Annotated in this window: 18 protein-coding genes; 7 read left to right on the forward strand and 11 right to left on the reverse strand. The window is 70.2% G+C overall.

Annotated elements, in window-relative coordinates; all coding sequences use genetic code 11:
- Positions 1–22 precede the first annotated feature (22 nt).
- Positions 23–508, reverse strand: coding sequence for a hypothetical protein (locus IDM40_RS04510; protein WP_193120613.1), 486 nt, complete (start codon positions 506–508; stop codon positions 23–25).
- A gap of 296 nt (positions 509–804) precedes the next feature.
- On the opposite strand from IDM40_RS04510, the gene IDM40_RS04515 reads away from it, so the two are divergent.
- Positions 805–1,293: a helix-turn-helix domain-containing protein gene (locus IDM40_RS04515; RefSeq protein WP_193120614.1), complete on the forward strand. Its 489-nt coding sequence runs from the start codon at positions 805–807 to the stop codon at positions 1,291–1,293.
- Between the two features lie 171 nt (positions 1,294–1,464).
- Here IDM40_RS04515 and IDM40_RS04520 read toward each other — a convergent pair whose 3' ends face one another.
- The 3 genes from IDM40_RS04520 to IDM40_RS04530 form a co-directional block, all read right to left on the reverse strand.
- The gene (locus tag IDM40_RS04520; protein ID WP_193120615.1) at positions 1,465–2,082 is read right to left on the reverse strand and encodes an ATP-dependent Clp protease proteolytic subunit; all 618 of its coding nucleotides are present in this window, start codon (positions 2,080–2,082) and stop codon (positions 1,465–1,467) included.
- On the reverse strand, positions 2,079–2,741 hold the full coding sequence (locus IDM40_RS04525; RefSeq protein ID WP_193120616.1) for a ClpP family protease: 663 nt from the start codon (positions 2,739–2,741) through the stop codon (positions 2,079–2,081). Before IDM40_RS04525 ends, IDM40_RS04520 begins: the two co-directional genes overlap by 4 nt.
- Before the next feature lie 276 nt (positions 2,742–3,017).
- The gene (locus IDM40_RS04530; RefSeq protein ID WP_193120617.1) at positions 3,018–3,494 is read right to left on the reverse strand and encodes a MarR family winged helix-turn-helix transcriptional regulator; all 477 of its coding nucleotides are present in this window, start codon (positions 3,492–3,494) and stop codon (positions 3,018–3,020) included.
- A gap of 245 nt (positions 3,495–3,739) precedes the next feature.
- Here IDM40_RS04530 and IDM40_RS04535 point away from each other — a divergent pair, with 245 nt between their 5' ends.
- From IDM40_RS04535 to mnhG, 6 genes are read left to right on the forward strand one after another with little or no spacing between them, the layout of a single operon-like run.
- Positions 3,740–6,694 (forward strand): Na+/H+ antiporter subunit A, encoded by a 2,955-nt coding sequence (locus IDM40_RS04535; protein ID WP_193120737.1) that lies wholly within the window; start codon positions 3,740–3,742, stop codon positions 6,692–6,694.
- Complete coding sequence (locus tag IDM40_RS04540) at positions 6,691–7,521, forward strand: Na(+)/H(+) antiporter subunit C (RefSeq protein ID WP_193120618.1); 831 nt, start codon at positions 6,691–6,693, stop codon at positions 7,519–7,521. Before IDM40_RS04535 ends, IDM40_RS04540 begins: the two co-directional genes overlap by 4 nt.
- Before the next feature lie 2 nt (positions 7,522–7,523).
- Positions 7,524–9,179 (forward strand): Na+/H+ antiporter subunit D, encoded by a 1,656-nt coding sequence (locus IDM40_RS04545; protein ID WP_193120619.1) that lies wholly within the window; start codon positions 7,524–7,526, stop codon positions 9,177–9,179.
- Positions 9,179–9,787: a Na+/H+ antiporter subunit E gene (locus IDM40_RS04550; RefSeq protein ID WP_193120620.1), complete on the forward strand. Its 609-nt coding sequence runs from the start codon at positions 9,179–9,181 to the stop codon at positions 9,785–9,787. Before IDM40_RS04545 ends, IDM40_RS04550 begins: the two co-directional genes overlap by 1 nt.
- Entirely contained in the window at positions 9,784–10,188 is a 405-nt protein-coding gene (locus IDM40_RS04555; protein ID WP_328806937.1) for a monovalent cation/H+ antiporter complex subunit F, read from the forward strand. The genes IDM40_RS04550 and IDM40_RS04555 overlap by 4 nt, the downstream gene beginning before the upstream one ends.
- On the forward strand, positions 10,185–10,580 hold the full coding sequence (mnhG, locus tag IDM40_RS04560; RefSeq protein WP_193120621.1) for a monovalent cation/H(+) antiporter subunit G: 396 nt from the start codon (positions 10,185–10,187) through the stop codon (positions 10,578–10,580). The genes IDM40_RS04555 and mnhG overlap by 4 nt, the downstream gene beginning before the upstream one ends.
- 82 nt (positions 10,581–10,662) lie before the next feature.
- Here mnhG and IDM40_RS27840 read toward each other — a convergent pair whose 3' ends face one another.
- The 7 genes from IDM40_RS27840 to IDM40_RS04595 all read right to left on the reverse strand — a co-directional run bounded on the left by IDM40_RS27840 (position 10,663) and on the right by IDM40_RS04595 (position 17,531).
- Positions 10,663–10,800: a hypothetical protein gene (locus tag IDM40_RS27840; protein ID WP_216630316.1), complete on the reverse strand. Its 138-nt coding sequence runs from the start codon at positions 10,798–10,800 to the stop codon at positions 10,663–10,665.
- Between the two features lie 165 nt (positions 10,801–10,965).
- Entirely contained in the window at positions 10,966–11,313 is a 348-nt protein-coding gene (locus tag IDM40_RS04570) for a hypothetical protein (RefSeq protein ID WP_193120622.1), read from the reverse strand.
- Positions 11,314–11,332: 19 nt separating this feature from the next.
- Positions 11,333–12,157 carry a hypothetical protein gene (locus IDM40_RS04575; protein ID WP_193120623.1) on the reverse strand — a complete coding sequence of 275 codons (825 nt, stop codon included), beginning with the start codon at positions 12,155–12,157 and terminating at the stop codon, positions 11,333–11,335.
- A 208-nt stretch (positions 12,158–12,365) separates the two neighbouring features.
- Entirely contained in the window at positions 12,366–12,764 is a 399-nt protein-coding gene (locus IDM40_RS04580; RefSeq protein WP_193120624.1) for a DUF779 domain-containing protein, read from the reverse strand.
- Positions 12,764–14,287, reverse strand: coding sequence for an acetaldehyde dehydrogenase ExaC (exaC, locus tag IDM40_RS04585; RefSeq protein WP_193120625.1), 1,524 nt, complete (start codon positions 14,285–14,287; stop codon positions 12,764–12,766). The genes IDM40_RS04580 and exaC overlap by 1 nt, the downstream gene beginning before the upstream one ends.
- A 139-nt stretch (positions 14,288–14,426) precedes the next feature.
- Positions 14,427–15,746 carry a helix-turn-helix domain-containing protein gene (locus tag IDM40_RS04590; RefSeq protein WP_193120626.1) on the reverse strand — a complete coding sequence of 440 codons (1,320 nt, stop codon included), beginning with the start codon at positions 15,744–15,746 and terminating at the stop codon, positions 14,427–14,429.
- 303 nt (positions 15,747–16,049) lie between these two features.
- A complete protein-coding gene (locus tag IDM40_RS04595) occupies positions 16,050–17,531 on the reverse strand; it encodes a sodium/glutamate symporter (protein WP_193120627.1) in 1,482 nt (493 codons plus the stop codon).
- Positions 17,532–17,915 lie beyond the last annotated feature (384 nt).

Raw genomic sequence — 17,915 nt, forward strand, 5'->3', positions numbered from 1 at the left:
TCGGCGCAGCGGTCGCCCGGCGTCAGGCGTCGGGTGACCGCCCTTCCCAGCGGCGGTTCTGGGCGACCCTTTCCTCGGTCCGCAGCGCGGCATAAACAACAGTGGCCGGCCCGGTCAGCACCAGGACGAACAGCAACAAGCCGATGTCGAGGTCGGTGCGGGTCCAGAACCCGATCGCCATCCAGAAAACCGCCAGCACCACCAGCAACGCCAGCGCCGTCCACGGAACACGGTGCCCACCGAGGATCCGCGACAGGTACCGCCCCAGGGTTGCCAGAGGCGCGGCCACGACCCAGATCACGAACGGCGCCCCGGCGGCGAGCACCAGTACGTAGAGGAACAGGTCCCCTGCGACAACCGTGTCATCGACAGAGGCCGAGACCACCGCGAGGAAGACCAGCGACAACACCGCCGCGCACACCGCGTAGGCCAGCAGCGCCGCCGGGATCGACCTCGTGTACCAGGGCCCCCGTTCCCGCCGGCCGCTCAACCCGTCGAACCCGTACATGCGCACCCCCAGGAAGCTGACGTGGGGAGACTACCCGGAGCACGTTAACGATCACGGAGTGGACACGGTTCCGGCCGGGTGGGACCGCGGAACCGGGTGGGGCCGGGCGCCGACCCGCACGCCTCCCCTTCTGCCGTCGGCAGAAGCCGGCCCACTCCCCCTGCCCACGCTCCGCCCCGGCGCATAGGCTCGAAGGACGACGTCCGCGCCGAGACCGCCGACGGTGCCGAACACGCCGCCACGGCCACAGTGGCCACCACGGTCTCCACGGCCACCGCCGCCACCGGGAGGAACCGATGTCCGACAGCGTCCTGCGCGATCTGGACCAGGCCCGTCGCGGCCCGCGCGCACAGCAGCCCGAGACCCGGCAACCCGAGGGCGGGCAGCCCGCGACCAGGCAACCAGGGAACGGGCGCCCCGAGCCGCAGCGGCCCGAAACCCCGCGGTCCGACGACCCGCTCATGCGCGACCTCATCGGCGAACTCCTGCGCCGCGCCCGCACCGAGCAGCGCCGCACCCTGCGCGAGGTCGCCGAGGACGCCCAGGTCTCGCTCCCCTACCTCTCGGAGATCGAGCGCGGACGCAAGGAGGCCTCCTCCGAGGTGCTCGCCGCCGTCTACCGCTCCCTGGGCCTGTCGCTGACCGACGTGCTCGCCGAGCTCTACCACCGCGCGGCCCCGATCCGCCTCGCGCGCACCGGCAGCTACCAGGTCGCACCGATGCCGCAGCAGACACCAACGACCCAGCCGGCCCGGCAGGCGCAGGTGCTCTCGCTCGCCGCCTGACCCCGGACGCCCGATGCGGCCCGGCCCTCCGCGGTCCGGGCCGCACGTGTTCCGCCCCCGTCGGGCCACCTGTCCCCCGAGGATCTTGCTACCAGAGCCGACTTCAGCGCCGATATTGGCTCCAGTAGCAAGATCCCCGGGCATTGGCACCGTGCTCCCCACGTGCCCCCGTCAGGCCGCGGCGGGTTCCGGGGTGATCTCCGGGACCGAGACGATGCCGTCGACGATCCCGTACGCCTCGGCCTCCTCGGCGGTGAAGAACCGGTCCCGGTCGGTGTCGGCCCGCAGGCGCTCGGTCGACTGCCCCGTGTGCCGCGCCAGGATCCCCTCGACCTGCGCCCGGATCCGCAGCACCTCCTCCGCCTGGATCTCCAGGTCGGCGGCCACGCCCTGCCCCTCCGCGGAGGGCTGGTGCAGCAGGACCCTCGCGTGCTCCAGCGCCATCCGCTTGCCGGGCGCACCGGCCGCGAGCAGCACCGCCGCGGCCGAGGCCGCCTGGCCCATGCACACGGTCGACACGTCGGCGCGCACGAACCGCATCGTGTCGTAGATGGCGGTCAGCGCGGTGTTCGAGCCGCCGGGCGAGTTGATGTAGAGCTGGATGTCGGTGTCGCTGCTCTCGTGGTCCAGGTGCAGCAGCTGCGCCATGACCACGTTCGCGACGTCGTCGTCGATGGGCGTTCCCAGGAAGATGATGCGTTCCGACAGCAGTCGGCTGAACACGTCGTAGGAACGCTCCCCCTTGGGCGTGCTCTCCACGACGGTCGGGATGGTGTAACGGCCGCTCATCGGGTTCCTCCCCGTCCGGTGCTGAAGCCGGGCGCGTGCGCGCCCAGGCGCGGTCCGACCCCGCCGAGTTCGCCGACGCCGCTCACGACCTCGTCCACGAACCCGTACTCGCGGGCCTGCTCGGCGGTGAACCACGCGTCGCGGTGCTGGTCGGCGGCGATGCGTTCCTCGGTCTGTCCGGTGTGCTCGGCGATGAGGCCGACCATGGTCTGCCTGGTGTGCGCGAGGTTGTCGGCCTGGATGGCGATGTCGGCGGCGGTCCCGCTGATGCCGCCGGAGGGCTGGTGCATCATCACGCGGGAGTTCGGCAGCGCGAACCGCTTGCCGGGTGTGCCGGTGCAGAGCAGGAACTGCCCCATGCTGGCGGCCACGCCCATACCGACGGTGGAGACGTCGTTGGGCACGAAGTTCATCGTGTCGTAAATGGCCATCCCCGCGGTGATCACGCCCCCGGGGCTGTTGATCGCCAGAGTGATGTCCCGGTGCGGGTCCTCGTCGGCGAGCAGCATGAGCTGTGCACACACACGGTTGGCGCTGGCCTCGTCGACCTGGGTCCCCAGGAACACGATGCGGCTGCGCATGAGGCGCGCGGCGAGCTGGTCGTCGAAGGCGCCTTCCGTCCCCTCGGCCGAGGCGACGGGGGTCGATGCGGTGATCACGGTGGTCTCCTTCCCCCGGCCGCGGTTCCGGGCCGGTTCCCCTCCAGCCTGCGTCCGGGAGGACCACTGGGGCCACGGTTTCGGCCTGGGGCAGATCTGCCCACGGCAGAGCCACAATTCGGCGCTACGGCCGCCTGTTCAGGTCGGACCGAATCGGTGAACCGTGCGCGGGAAGAAAGGGACCCTTGATGCGGTTGTCAATGTGGGGTAACGAAGGCGCCAAGGGGAAGACTCATGTCTCTCGGCGGGTCGGTCCGGCGCAACCGAACCGGCGGCTCAGGTCTCGTCGAGGGCCTCGCGGAGGTCGTGGAGGAGCGTGATCACCATCGGGCGCATCGCCGGCCGTATGGCGTCGAAGACCCGGCGCTGTTTTGCCTCCATGTCACCGCGTGCGAGGGCGAGCACCCGCTCGCCGTCCTCGGTGATGGTGACCACGGTGCTGCGTTCGTCCCGCTCCGACCTGCGGCGCGCCATCAGGCCGCGGCGCTCGAGCTGTTGGATCATGCGCGTGGCCGACGGGGACGACACCCCCACCATCTGGGCGACGGCCCCGACGCTGGGTCCGTCCATGCCCCGGACCGCCTCCATGAGGAGGGCCTGGGTGAGGGTGAGCTCCTCGCCGCCGCGGTGTCCGTGCCCGCTACGGGATCGTGCGTGTATGGCCGCATTGATCAGTTCGGTCCACGCACGCTGGAACTCTTCGAGTTCACGGTTGTGCTGCTCCGCACTGGATTCGTGGGCTTCGTCGGGCACGGGACGGTCCTCGCAGGCAGAAGGTCCGGCGGACCCCGGGTCCGCGCGGCGGTTTGACGCTTGTATAGTCTAGCTATTAAATAGCTTGCGCACGCAAGTTCAGGAAGACACACGCCCCCGCAAGCCGCAGTGACGCCCCGTCCACCTCTCCGGTTGTGGTCGTAACGGTCTGCTGCAGGGGCAGTGGACGTCCGCCCGGAACTCGGGTGGGCCCGGACCGGTCCGGGAGGGGCGCATTGACAACAGTGCTAGTGGCGCATTTCATCGCTGCGGCGGTCGCGCCCTTACTGGTGCGCCGGTGGGGCCGTAACGCCTTCCTCGCGCTCGCGGTGGTCCCCGGACTCTCCACCGTCTGGGCCTTCTTCCAACTCCCGACCGTCCTCGACGGCGGTGAGCTGACCACGTCCTACGCATGGGCACCGGAGTTCTCGTTCCGGCTCGGCATGCACATGGACGCGCTCGGCCTGCTGATGACCCTCATCGCGGCCGGCGTCGGAACGCTCATCCTCATCTACTGCGCGCGGTACTTCAGCGACTCCGAACCCGGCCTCGGCCGCTTCGCGGGTGTGTTCGTCGCGTTCGCGGGCGCCATGCTCGGGCTCGTCCTCGCCGACGACCTCATCCAGCTCTTCATCTACTGGGAGCTGACCACGGTCTTCTCCTACCTGCTGGTCGGGCACAGCACCGAGCTGAAGGAGAGCCGCCGCGCCGCCATGACGGCGCTGACAGTCACCACCCTCGGCGGGCTCGCGATGCTCGTCGGCATGATCATGCTCGGCGAGACCGCCGGGACCTACGTGATCGCCGAGATCGTCGAGGCGCCGCCCAGCGGACCGCTCATCAACGCCGCGCTCGTGCTGATCATGATCGGCGCGATGTCGAAGTCGGCGCTGTTCCCGTTCAGCCTCTGGTTGCCCGCCGCCATGCGCGCCCCCACGCCGGTCTCGGGTTACCTGCACGCCGCGGCGATGGTCAAGGCCGGTGTCTACCTGGTCGCCCGCCTCACCCCCGCCTTCGAGGGCGTGGCCGTGTGGCAGACCATGGCGGTCTTCTTCGGTGTCCTGACCATGGTGCTCGGCGGTTGGAAGGCCCTGCGCCAGACCGACCTCAAGCTCGTCCTGGCCTCCGGCACCATCAGCCAGCTGGGCTTCCTCATCGCCCTGCTCGGCACCGGGAACCAGTACGCCGCCCTCGCCGGCATCTCCATGCTGCTGGCGCACACGCTGTTCAAGGCGCCGCTGTTCCTCGTGGTCGGCATCATCGACCACAGCACCGGGACACGCGACATCCGCAAGCTCTCCGGGCTGCGCAGCTCCATGCCGGGCACCTTCTGGGTCTCGGTCGTGGCGGCCGCGTCCATGGCCGGGCTCCCGCCCACCCTGGGCTTCGCCGCCAAGGAGCTGGCCTTCGGCGCCTACGTCGGCGGCGGGTTCCTCGACACGGTGGTGCTGGCCGGCCTCGTCCTGGGCTCCACGTTCACCGTGGCCTACAGCCTCCGGTTCCTGTGGGGCGCCTTCTCCACCAAGGAGAACGTGCCCGAGACCCACGTGCACGCGCCCGGGCCGCTCTTCCTGGCCCCGGCCGTGGTGCTGGCCGCGCTCAGCCTCATCGGCGGACTGGTCTCCTCCCAGATGGACCCGTTCTTCGCCCTGTACGCCGACACCGTCGAGCCCCTGGGCCCCGGCGGGTACGAGGCGCACCTGGCGCTCTGGCACGGGTGGGAGCTGCCGCTGCTCATGTCGGCGATCGCGCTCGCCGGCGGTGGGCTGCTGTTCTGGTTCAGCGACGCCGTGGAACGCGTCAACCGCGCCATGGCCCTCGTCGACGCCGACCGCGTCTACCGCCGGATGCTCGCCGGGCTGGACAACCTCGCCCTGCAGGCGACCGGCGCCACCCAGCGCGGTTCGCTGCCGGTCTACCTCGGCACGATCCTGGTCGTGCTGGTCGTCGGTGCGGTGTGGCCGATCATCACCGGCCGCATCTGGGAGCTGCCCACGCCGGAACTGCGCCTGTGGGACACCCCGGTGCAGGTCATCCCGGCGGTCATCATGATCGTCACCGCCCTGGCCGCGGTGTTCGTCCGCCGCCGCCTCTACTCGGTGATCCTGGTCGGTATCAGCGGTTACGGCTGCGCCGCCCTGTTCTACCTGCAGGCCGCGCCCGACATCGCGCTCACCCAGTTCCTGGTCGAGACCGTCAGCCTGGTCGTGTTCGTGCTGGTGCTGCGGCGCCTGCCCACGAACTTCTCGGCGCCCGCCCTGCGCGGCCGCCGCGTGTGGAACCTGACGATCGGTGCCGCCACCGGCCTGCTCGCCTCGTTCCTGACCTACTACTCGCTGGCCGCCCGCCAGGAGGAGTCGGTCGCGGTCGGGTACCCGGACGCCGCACGCGACGCCGGGGGCGAGAACCTCATCTCGGTGCTGCTGGTCGACGTCCGCGCCTGGGACACCATGGGCGAGATCTCCGTGCTGGCGGCCGCCGCTGCCGGTGTGGCCAGCCTGATGTTCCTGCGCCGCCGTCCGCAGCCGCGGAAGGTCCCCGGCGGTGTGATGGCCCTGTCGGTCACCTCCCCGCCGGAGCAGCCCAACGGCCACGGCAGCACGGACCTGGGCAGGATCTCGTTCGCCCCGACGTCCATGCACGTCAAGCCGCAGTGGAACCGCACGTGGCTGCCGGGCGCCGACACCCTGCCGACCGAGCGCCGGTCGATCATCTTCGAGGTCGTCTCGCGCTTCCTCTTCCCGGTGATCATGGTGATCTCGGTGTACCTGCTGCTCACCGGCCACACGGCCGTCGGCGGCGGTTTCGCCGGAGGCATCGTGGCGGGCCTGGCGTTCATCGTGCGTTACCTCGCAGGCGGCCGCTACGAGCTGTACTCCACCGCATGGGTGCAGCCCGGCGCGCTCATCGGTGCCGGTCTGGCCGTGGCCACCGGTACGGGGCTCGCAGGCGCGTTCTTCGGCGACGCCATCCTCGCCGGGGCCCACGGGTACCTGGACTTCTGGATCCTGGGCGAGGCGCACGTCACCGTGTCCCTGTTCTTCGACATCGGCGTCTACCTGCTGGTGATCGGCCTGATCCTGGACATCCTCCGGAGCCTGGGCGCCCGCATCGACGAACAGATCGAACGGGACGCTGCGGAGGCCGACGAGGCGTCGCGGGCCGAGGCCACCAAGCGAGCCGAGGAGGTCACCTCGTGAGCGACTCACCGAGCCTGACCCTCGTCATCGTCATCGGCGTCCTGGTCGCCGTGGGTGTGGTGCTGCTCCTCGAGCGCAGCCTCACCCGCGTCCTCCTCGGCTTCGTCGTGATGAGCAACGGGGTCAACCTGATGATCCTGGCCGCCGGCGGCCAGAAGGGCGGTCCCCCCGTCCTCTGGTTCGGCGACGAGACCAGGATGACCGACCCCTTGCCTCAGGCGATGATCCTGACCGCGATCGTCATCACCCTGGGTCTGACCGCGTTCCTGCTGGCCATGGCCTACCGGAACTGGCAGCTCGAGGGCAACGACGAGGTCCAGGACGACGCCGAGGACCTCCGGATCGCGCACGGCGAGGGCCGGCGTGCGGTGCGGCGCCGCTTCCAGCAGGAGCGCCGCCGCCTGCGGGCCGACATCCGCCGCCAGCGGGCCGAACTCCAGGCCACCATCGCCGCGGCCGACGCCCAGGAGCTGGCCGAGCAGGCCCGCATCAAGGCGGAGATCGCCGCGGCGCAGGCCGAGCTCGCCCGCCACGAGGTCGAGGCCGAGGACGGTGAGGCCGACGAGCGCTCGCAGGAGACCATGCGTCGCCTCAGCGACCGCACGGAGAGCATGACCGCCCAGGTCAACGAGTTGCGCGGACGTATCCGGCTCGGGCGCCGCCGCCTGCGGGAACACCGCAAGGCCGACCGTGCTGCCGAGCGGGAACTGTGGCGCGAGCTGCGCCGCAGGATCCGCGCACAGCGGCGCGAGGCGCGCCGGTCGATGCGTTCCGAGCGTGAACGCCTCGCTCGCGCCGAGGACAGCGATCTGCAAGGGAGCGAGTGACGATGGCAGAGTCATTCTTCGCCGACATTCTGCACCTGCTCGTTCCGCTGCCGGTGATCCTGCCGCTGTTCGCGGCGGGTGTGAAGTTGGCCCTCGGGACGCGCTGGACCAAGCTCCAGCAGTGGTTGAGCGTGGGCACGCTCAGTGCGGTCCTGGTCGTCGGTTTCCTGCTGATGATCGGATCGCACCAGCTCGGCCCACAGGCCGTGCAGGTCGGCGGGTGGGACGCACCGATCGGCATCACGTTGGTGGCCGACCAGCTCGCCGCCCTGATGGTGACGGTCTCGGCCGCCATCACCCTGGCGGTGCTGATCTACTCGATCGGCCAGGGCATGGCGCCCAAGGCCGAGGTCGCGCCGTTGTCGGTGTACCAGCCGACCTACCTGATCCTGGTCGCCGGTGTCTCCAACGCCTTCCTCGCGGGTGACCTGTTCAACCTGTACGTGGGCTTCGAGATCCTGCTGACCGCCAGCTACGTGCTCCTGACACTGGGCGGGACCCAGTCGCGGATGCGTGCGGGCGCCATCTACGTGGTGGTGTCGCTGGTGTCGTCGGTGCTGTTCCTGGTGGCGATCGCGCTGATCTTCGGCGCGACCGGCACCGTGAACATGGCTCAGCTGGGCGAGCGCCTGCCCGAGATCAACGAGGAACTCCGGCTCGTGCTGGAGGTCGTGCTGGTCATCGCGTTCGCCATCAAGGCGGCGGTGTTCCCGTTGGCGGCCTGGCTGCCGGACTCCTACCCGACCGCGCCGGTACCCGTCACCGCGGTGTTCGCGGGCCTGTTGACCAAGGTCGGCGTGTACTCGATCATCCGGGTCGAGACGCTCATGTTCCCCGGCACGCAGCTCAACACCCTGTTGATGTGGGTGGCGCTGGCGACGATGATCATGGGCATCCTCGGCGCGGTCGCGCAGAACGACATCAAACGATTGCTGTCGTTCACGCTGGTCAGCCATATCGGCTACATGATCTTCGGTGTGGCGCTCGGCAGTGAGCTGGGCATGGCCGGCGCGGTGTTCTACATCGCCCACCACATCACCGTGCAGACGACGCTGTTCCTCATCACGGGACTGATCGAACGCAGAGGCGGGTCCACACAGCTGGACAAGCTCGGCGGGTTGGTGCGGATCGCGCCGATCCTGGCGATCCTGTTCTTCATCCCGGCGATGAACCTGGGCGGGATCCCGCCGCTGTCGGGCTTCCTCGGCAAGATCGGCCTGATGCAGGCCGGCGTGGAGGCCGGGACGCCGCTGGCCTACACGCTGGTGGGCGTGTCGGTGCTGACGAGCCTGCTGACCCTGTACGTCATCGCGCGGGTCTGGAACTACGCGTTCTGGCGCACGCCCTCCGAGGGCATGGTCGCCGAGCCCGGCACCGTCCTGGAGGACACCGAGGCCGACTCCTCCTCGACGGCGGCGCTGGGCCCGTCGGACGAGGCCGTGGGGCCGTCCTCGCGGTTCGGCGACACGGCGGTGTCCGCCCCGGTGGTCACGTCGGTGGTGCTGCCCAAGAGCATGGTCGGCTCCACCATGGCGCTGGTCGCCTTCGGTCTGGCGCTGACGGTCTTCGCCGGCCCGCTCATCGGCTACGCGTCCGACGCGGCCGTGGAGCTCATGGCCCAGACGCCCTACATCGACGCGGTCCTCGGAGGTGAGTGATGACCGACCCGACCTCACCGAAGCGCCTCGGCGCCCTGGGGCTGCGGCGGCGTCTCGGTAAAGTCCAGATCCCCGTCGCGCTCGGCATGACGGTGGTGTGGATGCTGCTGTTCGACGGCTTCCAGCTGCGGCCGGAGTCGTTGGGGCTGCTCCTGCTGGGCTTCCTGGTGTCCGTGGCGATCATGGTGGTGTTCCCGCTGCCGCCGATCAAACCCGGGTTCCGGCTGTGGCCGTTCCAGGCGGTGCGGATGCTCGTCTACATCGCGCTGAAGATGTTCGTGGCGAGTTTCCAGGTGACCGCGCAGGTCATCCGCCCGGGCACGGTGCGGAGTTCGGTGATCGCGGTGAAGCTGCGCACGGGCTCCGACCTGATGCTGGTGTCCACGGCGATCGTCACCTCGGTGATCCCGGGCAGTGTCATCGTCGAGGTCGGCCAGACCGAGCGCGAGCTGTTCGTGCACGTGCTGGGCGCCGACGACGACGAGGGTGTGCGCGCGGCCGAGAGGGACGTGCTCAACCTCGAGGAGCGCATCGTGCGGGCCCTGGGTACCCGGGCCGACATCGCCGAGCTGGAGGAAGCCCTGGTTTCCGGAGGGGAGCGCGTGTGACCGCCCTGTGGATCGTGATCTCGGTGGCGCTGGGCGTCGCGGCGCTGCTGGGGACCGTGCGCCTGTTCCTGGGCCCCAGCATCCTCGACCGGGCGCTGTCGGTGGACGTGCTCGTGGCCTCGGCCATGACGGGCCTGGGCGCCTACGCGGCGTTCAACCAGGACCCGACGATCCTGCCGACGCTGCTGGTGCTGGCGCTCGTGGGTTTCACGTCGTCGATCAGCATCTCGAAGTTCGTGGCCCGTCGGCCCGAGGAGTACGTGCCTCCCCAGAGCACCACCGATGAGACCGGTACCGGGGCGCGGCAGAGCGCGCCGGCGAACGGTTCCGACGGGTCGGACGGTTCCGGCGGTTCGGACGGGTCGAACGGTTCGGACGCACCGGAGAAGGAGGAGTCGTGAGCGACGAGTTCGTGCAGGTCCTCGACTGGATCGCGATGCTGTGCCTCCTCGCGGGGGCGCTGCTGACGCTCGTCGCGGGCATCGGCCTGATCCGGTTCCCCGACCTGCTGTCGCGGATGCACACCGCGGCCAAGCCGCAGGTGCTGGGGCTGCTGCTGGTGCTGGTGGGGCTGGGGATCCGGTTGATCCCCGCCGAGACCAACGTGTTCAACATCGGGACGCTGGTCCTGGTGGGCCTGTTCCAGGTCGTGACGATCCCCGTGGCCGGGCACATCGCCGCCCGCGTGGGGTACCGGTCGGGGCGGATCCGGCACGACCTGCTGGTCAAGGACGCGCTCGCCGAGCGGCTCGCGGAGAAGGAGCGGACGCAGGAGGCCGAGCGCGCCGAGTAGCGCGGGCAGAGCGCACGGCGTCAGACGTCACGAGGGGCCGGTACCGGGTTCGGTGCCGGTCCCTCGTGTGCGTGGCCCAGGTTCACGCATCCGCGCTGCCGGAGGGCCCGTCGCCCGGCCGGGACGGCAGGCGGCTCACGGCACGGTAGAAGGCGCGCACACCGCGGTGGGTGACTCCGGGCTCGACCCGGTCGGGCAGGTTCTCCCGGCCGCTGTCCACGCTCGACTGCTCGTTGGGCCGAAGGCCGTCTCCACACCCGGAACCCGGCGGAAGGTCACCTCGCGCGCGTTCACGGACGCGTTGATCTCCACGTCGGGCGGGTTCTCGTCCGGCTCCGGGCGGCTGTCCGGGCCGTCGGAGGGTGTCTCCTCGCTTCGCACGGGATCAGTCCGGGTTCCGCACGGCCCTGACCACACGGGAGGCCGCACCGCCGACCTCGCGGCCGACCTGCTTGGCGCCCGAGCCGATCCCCTTGAGGAACCTCTTGCGGGACGCGCGGCGGATCTGCTTGGCCTCGTTCCGGATCCTGGACCAGCGCTCGGACCCATTCTCGACGTGGTGCTCGCCGCCGCCCTCGCCGCCGCCCTCGCCGCCGGGGTGGCCGTCGTCCTCGGTCTCACCGGTAGCCTCGGAACTCTCCGGAGCCTCGGGGGCCTCGGGTTCCCCCGTCGTCTCGGGTCCCTCCGGCTCCCCGGTGTCACCTGCATCCTCGGAAACTTGCGGTTCTTCCACCCCCTCGGTATCTGCGGGCTCACCGGAACCTCCGTGTCCTGCCGCTTCTCCCCCGCGCTCCGGCTCTTCCTGTTCGTCGGCTGACGCAGGTTCGCCGGTCCTTTCGGAGGCCTCGGTCCCCCCTGTGTTCTCGGCGTCCTCGCCGGCCTCGGGTTCCCCGTGTTCCTCGGTACCCACAGGCTCGGCGCCGGCTTCCTCTTCGGAGTCGCTCTCGTCCACCGGTGCGGTGTCCTCGCCGCCCGAGGCAGTGCTCGCGGCCCTGGGTTCCGGCACGTCCGTCCCCCCCGCGCAGGTCCGGCAGCGGGACGGCGGCGGCGCTGTCGTTGTTCCCGCCCGGGGCCCGGACCGTCCCGCTCGCGGTGTCCGCGGCACCCTCGGCGGCCCCTTCCGCCGCGGAGGGGAGAGCGCGGGCCGACGCCTCGACGATCTGCGGGTTCTCGTCGATGCTGCGGAGGACACGCTCGATGATCGCCTCGACGTTCTCGAGCCGGACCTTCAACGCGGCCTCGGCCTCGACACCCTTGATGTCGAGCTCCACGCCGTCGAGGTCCACGTCGGCGCCCACATCGAGGCTGAGCACGTCCGCCACCTTTGCCTGCATGGCGACCCGTGCCCGGAGCCGTTCCACGTGCAGGTGGATCTCGTCGACGCTCATCCGGGAGACATCGAGGTGGACGTCGGGGTCCTCGTCCGCGTGCGGGGGCCTGGCGCGGGGAACGGGTTCCGCCTCCGCCGTCGGTCCCTGTCGGCTGCGGAGGACCTTCGCCCCGCCCTCGACCTGGCGCGGAACGCCGGGTGCGTACTGCTCGTCGGCGTACGGTTCGTGTTGCTGCGGCTCACCCATGTCCTGCCTCCCCTGTGCCCCGAGGCACGCTGGAGAGTCGGCCGGGACGCCCCCGTACAGGCTCGGAAAGCGACCGGGCCCCGCGTCGCCCCTCCTCCGAGAGCCCGGCAACGAGGACTTCTGACCTGCACCTTCAATGCTCGACCCGTGGTCAGAAGCCTGTCAATGCGGGGCGGCCGGGCGGTGCAGGGCCCGGCCGCCCGTACGGTCAGAGGCGCTCGGCCTCCTCATCCGACATCAGGCGGGACCGGATGAGGAACCGGCGCCCGGTCGGGGCCTCCAGCGAGAACCCCGACCCGCGCCCGTCGACCACGTCGATGGTCAGGTGGGTGTGGCTCCACAGTTCGAACTGCGAACGCGACATCCACACCGGCACCGACCCGGCCTCCCCGATGTCGAGGTCGCCGAGGTGGACGTCGGCGCCCCCGACCCGGAATTCCCCGTCCGGGTAACACATCGGGGAGCTGCCGTCGCAGCAGCCGCCCGACTGGTGGAACATGAGCGGTCCGTGGGTCTCGCGCAGCTCCCGGAGCAGGGCCGCCGCCTCGTCGGTGACGGCGACCCGTTCCACCTCCGGCTGTGTGCGACCTGTGTCCGGGGCGGTCATCAGAAGAGTCCCATGGCCTGATCGGAGTAGCTCACCAACAGGTTCTTGGTCTGCTGGTAGTGGTCGAGCATCATCTTGTGGTTCTCGCGCCCGACCCCGGACTGCTTGTAGCCGCCGAAGGCCGCGTGCGCCGGGTAGGCGTGGTAGTTGTTCACCCACACGCGCCCGGCCTGGATGTCGCGGCCCGCACGGTAGACGGTGTTGTTGTCGCGCGACCAGAGCCCCGCACCCAGTCCGTAGAGGGTGTCGTTCGCGGTCTTGATCGCGTCGTCGTAGTCGGAGAAGCGGGTCACCGACACCACCGGCCCGAAGATCTCCTCCTGGAAGATCCGCATGGCGTTGTTGCCCTCGAACACCGTCGGGGCCACGTAGTACCCGCCGGAGAGCTCTCCGCCCAGGTCCAGGCGTTCGCCACCGGCCAGGACCTTCGCGCCCTCCTGCTTACCGATGTCGATGTAGGACAGGATCTTCTCCAGCTGGTCGTTGCTGGCCTGCGCACCGAGCATGGTCTCGGTGTCCAGGGGGTTGCCCTGCTTGATCTTTCCGACCCGCTCCAGGGCGTCACCGAGGAACGAGTCGTAGACCGAGTCCTGGATGAGGGCGCGGGACGGACACGTGCACACCTCCCCCTGGTTGAGGGCGAACATCGCAAAGCCCTCGAGTGACTTGTCGTAGAAGGCGTCCTGGGCGGCAGCGACGTCGGAGAAGAAGATGTTCGGGCTCTTGCCGCCCAGCTCCAGCGTGACCGGGATGAGGTTCTCGGACGCGTACTGCATGATGAGGCGCCCGGTGGTGGTCTCACCGGTGAAGGCGACCTTGCGCACGCGCGGGTTGGCGGCCAGAGGCTTGCCGGCCTCCACGCCGAACCCGTTGACGACGTTGAGCACGCCGGCCGGAAGCAGGTCGGCGATGATGTCGACCAGCACCAGGATCGAGGCGGGTGTCTGCTCGGCGGGCTTGAGCACGACGGCGTTGCCGGCGGCGAGGGCGGGCGCGAGCTTCCACGTGGCCATGAGCAGCGGGAAGTTCCACGGGATGATCTGACCGACCACGCCCAGGGGCTCCTGGAAGTGGTAGGCGACCGTGTCCCCGTCGATCTCCGAGCTGTGGCCCTCCTGTGCGCGGATGACGGCGGCGAAGTACCGGAAGTGGTCGATGGCCAGCGGGATGTCCGCGGCCAGGGCCTCGCGCACCGGCTTGCCGTTCTCCCAGGCCTCGGCGACCGCGAGCTTCTCCAGGTTGGCTTCCATGCGGTCGGCGATGCGGTTGAGCACCTGGGAGCGCTCGGCGGCGGTGGTACGTCCCCACGCGGGTGCGGCGCCCCAGGCGGCGTCGAGGGCGAGTTCGACGTCGTCGGACGTGCTCTGGGCGACCTCGGTGAAGGTCTGCCCGGTGACGGGGGTCGGGTTCTCGAAGTAGCGGCCCTTGGCCGGGCGGACCCAGTCGCCGCCGATCCAGTTCTCGTAACGCGGGGCGTACTCGACGACGCTCCCCGGCTGTCCGGGTGCGGAGTAGACGGCCATGACTGCCTCCTTGCGTCACGGGCCGCGACGTGCCGCCGCGGCCCACTCGGGGTGATGGGCGAGACGCTAGTCACATTGACGTTGCGATCACGTTGCGAGCGGTCGCACGGCCGTCACCCGTCGAGGTTGCAGGGGTCCCTCACCGGCCGAGCCAGGCGAGGCGGCCGGCGAGGGCGCGGCAGCGCGGGGATCCGGGGTCCAGGGCCGCGACCGCCGCTGCGACGGCCCGCGGGTCCTCACGCCAGGCGGGGTGCTCGGCCCACTCCACGAGTGTCTCGGGGTCGTCGGCCGCCTCCAGGACGGAGCACAGTTCCGCCTGCAGCTCAGCGCGGTCCTCCACCACCCCGGGCGCCGTGGACGCGGGCAGCAGGTGCCCGGTGTAGGCCCTGATCGCCCCCGCGAGGGCACCGTCGGCCAGCAGCGCGCGCACGCGGTCAGCATCGGTGCGCACCGGCGCACACAGGCGGTAGGGGCGGGAGGCGACGAGGTCCTCGCCGAGCAGCCGCCGCAGCCGGGCCACCTCCGCCCGCACGGTCACGGGCGAGGCCCCGCGGTCGGCGAGCAGTGCGCCGAGATCGCCGCCGGTGAGGCCCTCGGGGTGCCGGGCCAGGAGGTGGAGGATCTCCGAGTGGCGCAGACTCAACTGCCGGGTCCTCCCGCCCGCACGGAGCTCCGCGCCCTGGCGCCCGAGCACGAGCAGGTGCACGGCCTCCTGCCGGGTGGCGGCCGCGGGGACCGTCCTGCCGGAACCAGTGCGGGGTTCGGGCACGGACGGCCGCGTTGTCGGCAGACGACCGGCGGCGTACAGGGCGCGCAGCTCGGAGTCGGCCGCGGAGGCCGCCGCGCGCACGAGCGCCATCGCCGCCGGGGAGGCCGCGTGGTCGGTCCCCGTCAGGTCGAGGACCCCGAGCACCCGTCCGGTCTCCGGGTCGTGCAGGGGCGCGGCGGAGCAGCTCCAGGCGTGGACCCCCCGCGCGAAATGTTCCACCGCGAAGATCTGGACCTCGTGGTCGACGGTGAGGGCGAGCCCGGGGGCGTTGGTCCCGGCGTACCTCTCGTTCCAGTTCGCACCTGCGACGAAGTGCATGTCCTCGGCGCGCGTCCGCAGGCGGTGGTCGCCCTCGACCCACAACAGGCGCCCGCCCGCGTCGCCCACGGCGACGATCTGCGGTTCGGGGGCGGTCTCGACGAGGATGTGGCGCAGCAGGGGCATGACGGAGGCGAGCGGGTGCGCCTGTCTGTGGTCGCGCAGGTCGTGTGTGTCGAGTTCGACCCGGGGTCCGTCGCTCTCGGGGTCCACGCCGTGGCGTGCGCTGCGCAGCCACGACTCGCCCACGATCGACCGCACGCGGGCGTCGACACGGCCGGAGTCGGTGAAGTGCTCGTGGGCGTGCTCCACGTCCCGGCGCACGGTGTCGGGGTCGGCCATCCATGGCCACGCGTTCGCTGAGTCGGACATCGTGTGCCCCTCCGTCGCGGTGGCGGTCCTCCCTGCGGGATAGTGCCCCGGACCACTGATTGAATCCCCGTGAACGGCAGTTGACAAGGGGATCCGGAGAATCCGTCCTCGGTCCCCGGACACGGGACAGGGAGCAGCAGTGCCGGCGTTCTCGTCCGCGAGCCGGTGTGCGTGCCGCAGCTCGCGCCCGAGACCGATGGCGAAAGTGCTGCGGGGGCCGACACGGCGAAGGGCGCCCGCCGAACTCTGGTCGAGCTCGGCGGGCGCCCTCACGATGTGCCCTGAAGGGCCGCGCGGTCCGCGCTAGACGGAGGCGCTCTCCTTCGCGCCTGCCGCGCCCTGAGCCGCCTTCTTCTGGCGTCGCCGCAGGACGACGAGGCCGAAGAAGAGGGCCGCGACCATGGTGACCGTCATGATCGCCAGGAAGCCCCAGGCCCCGACCAGCGGGCTGACGATCAGCGGGATGGCGGCTGCGGTGACCAGACCGCCGCCGAAGAACGGCTCGAAGACGAGCTGCTTGTACCCGAACGCCGGGTACGCGGGCGTCTTGACCTCGGGGTCGACGACGCGCATGAGGACCATGCCTGTGGCGGTCACGCCGAGGGACTGGCCGAACTCGCCGATGCCGCGCTCGAACCAGTAGTTCGGCATCATGCGCGGGGCCAGGAACAGGAACGCGAACAGGCACCAGAGGATGCCGGAGATCGACAGGATCGCGAAGACGCCGATGTTGTCGGCGAGCGCCTGGAGCGACAGCGTGGCCATCGCGGCGATGATGAGCACGTCCAGCGACAGGCCCTGGATACGCTCGATGGAGCGCTCGTCCACCAGGTGGTTCTTGTCGAACCGGTCGATGATCATCTGGACGATGATGCCGCCGATCATGGCGAGCGGGAACAGCGGCACGTACGCCATGACCTCGATGGTCTCGGCCCACATGACCTGCTCGAGCCACTGGAGGCCGGACAGGATCAGCTGACCGATGATGACCGCGACCGCGATGAGGCCGAAGTGCAGGGTGAGCGGGTCCATGGACGAGGGGTGGATCGTCATGGTCGAACCGGCGGTGCGGTTCTCACGCTCGATGAGGCCGGCCTGCTCCTTGTCCGTGCCCTTGTTGTCGGCGTCGATGACCTGGGTCCGCTTGGTGCGGGCGCCCCAGTTGATGAGGATGATGCCGATGATGACGCCGGACAGCAGTCCGACCGTGGCCAGGCCCAGTGCGAGGTCCTGACCCTCGGCCCAGCCGACCTGCTCGAAGGTGTTGCCGAGGCCGGCGGCGGTGCCGTGTCCGCCGAGGAAGCCGATCTCGATGAGCGCACCGGAGAAGACCGGCACGTTGAAGAACGGCACGAGGATGAAGATCGCCAGGAGCAGGCCGATGACGTACTGGCCGCTGGCGACGGTCACACCGAAGGCCAGGTTCGGGCCGGCGAGGTCGACGGTCTCCTTGAGCTTCGGGAGCCGCTTGCCGAGGAAGAGGCTGGCGAAGACGACGGAGATCAGCAGGCCGGGCAGGGTCGCCCAGACCGACATGATGTCCTCACCGAAGAGGCCGCCCTCCTGGACGCGCTCGGCGAAGCCCTCGGCGATGCCGCGGTCCCCGAGGAGACCGGCGAACCATCCGAGGATGTCGGGGCCGAGAAGCAGCGCGATACCGCCACCAATGATCGAACTCGGCAGGTAGAGCTTCTGCGAGAGCTTCCACTTGACCCGGACGAGTTTGGAGACCAGCAGCAGACCCCCCAACAGGAGGAGTGCGAGACCCACGGTTTCAGCCGACATTTCTACCTCTCAATGCGGTCCCGTAGCGGGTGGTTCAGGGCAACATTCAGCCCCTGAACACCCACCCGGTCGCGTTGGCTCAGGACGCGTCGGGCGCACGGGTGCCGCAGGGGCGGTGGCTGGGAGGTAGCTCGCTCACGGGAGTGATCCACGTGACGCGATCGCTTGGGCGATCCTATACAGGTCTTGTCGGTGCTCCACACACAGCGGGACGAACCTTCAAGGCCAGGTCAGGTCTGGATAAGCCGTGCCACAGCACATGGAAGGTTACCCACGGGTCACATAGTCCTGAGAGTGACAAAGCTCTCCGCTGACCTGCGTGAACCCGGCTTCCGAGACCGGACCCGGGAACGTTGCCCGTCTCCGGCACAGCAGGGGCTCCGG

It is taken from the genome of Nocardiopsis coralli (assembly GCF_014892575.1).
GTDB lineage: Bacteria > Actinomycetota > Actinomycetes > Streptosporangiales > Streptosporangiaceae > Nocardiopsis > Nocardiopsis coralli.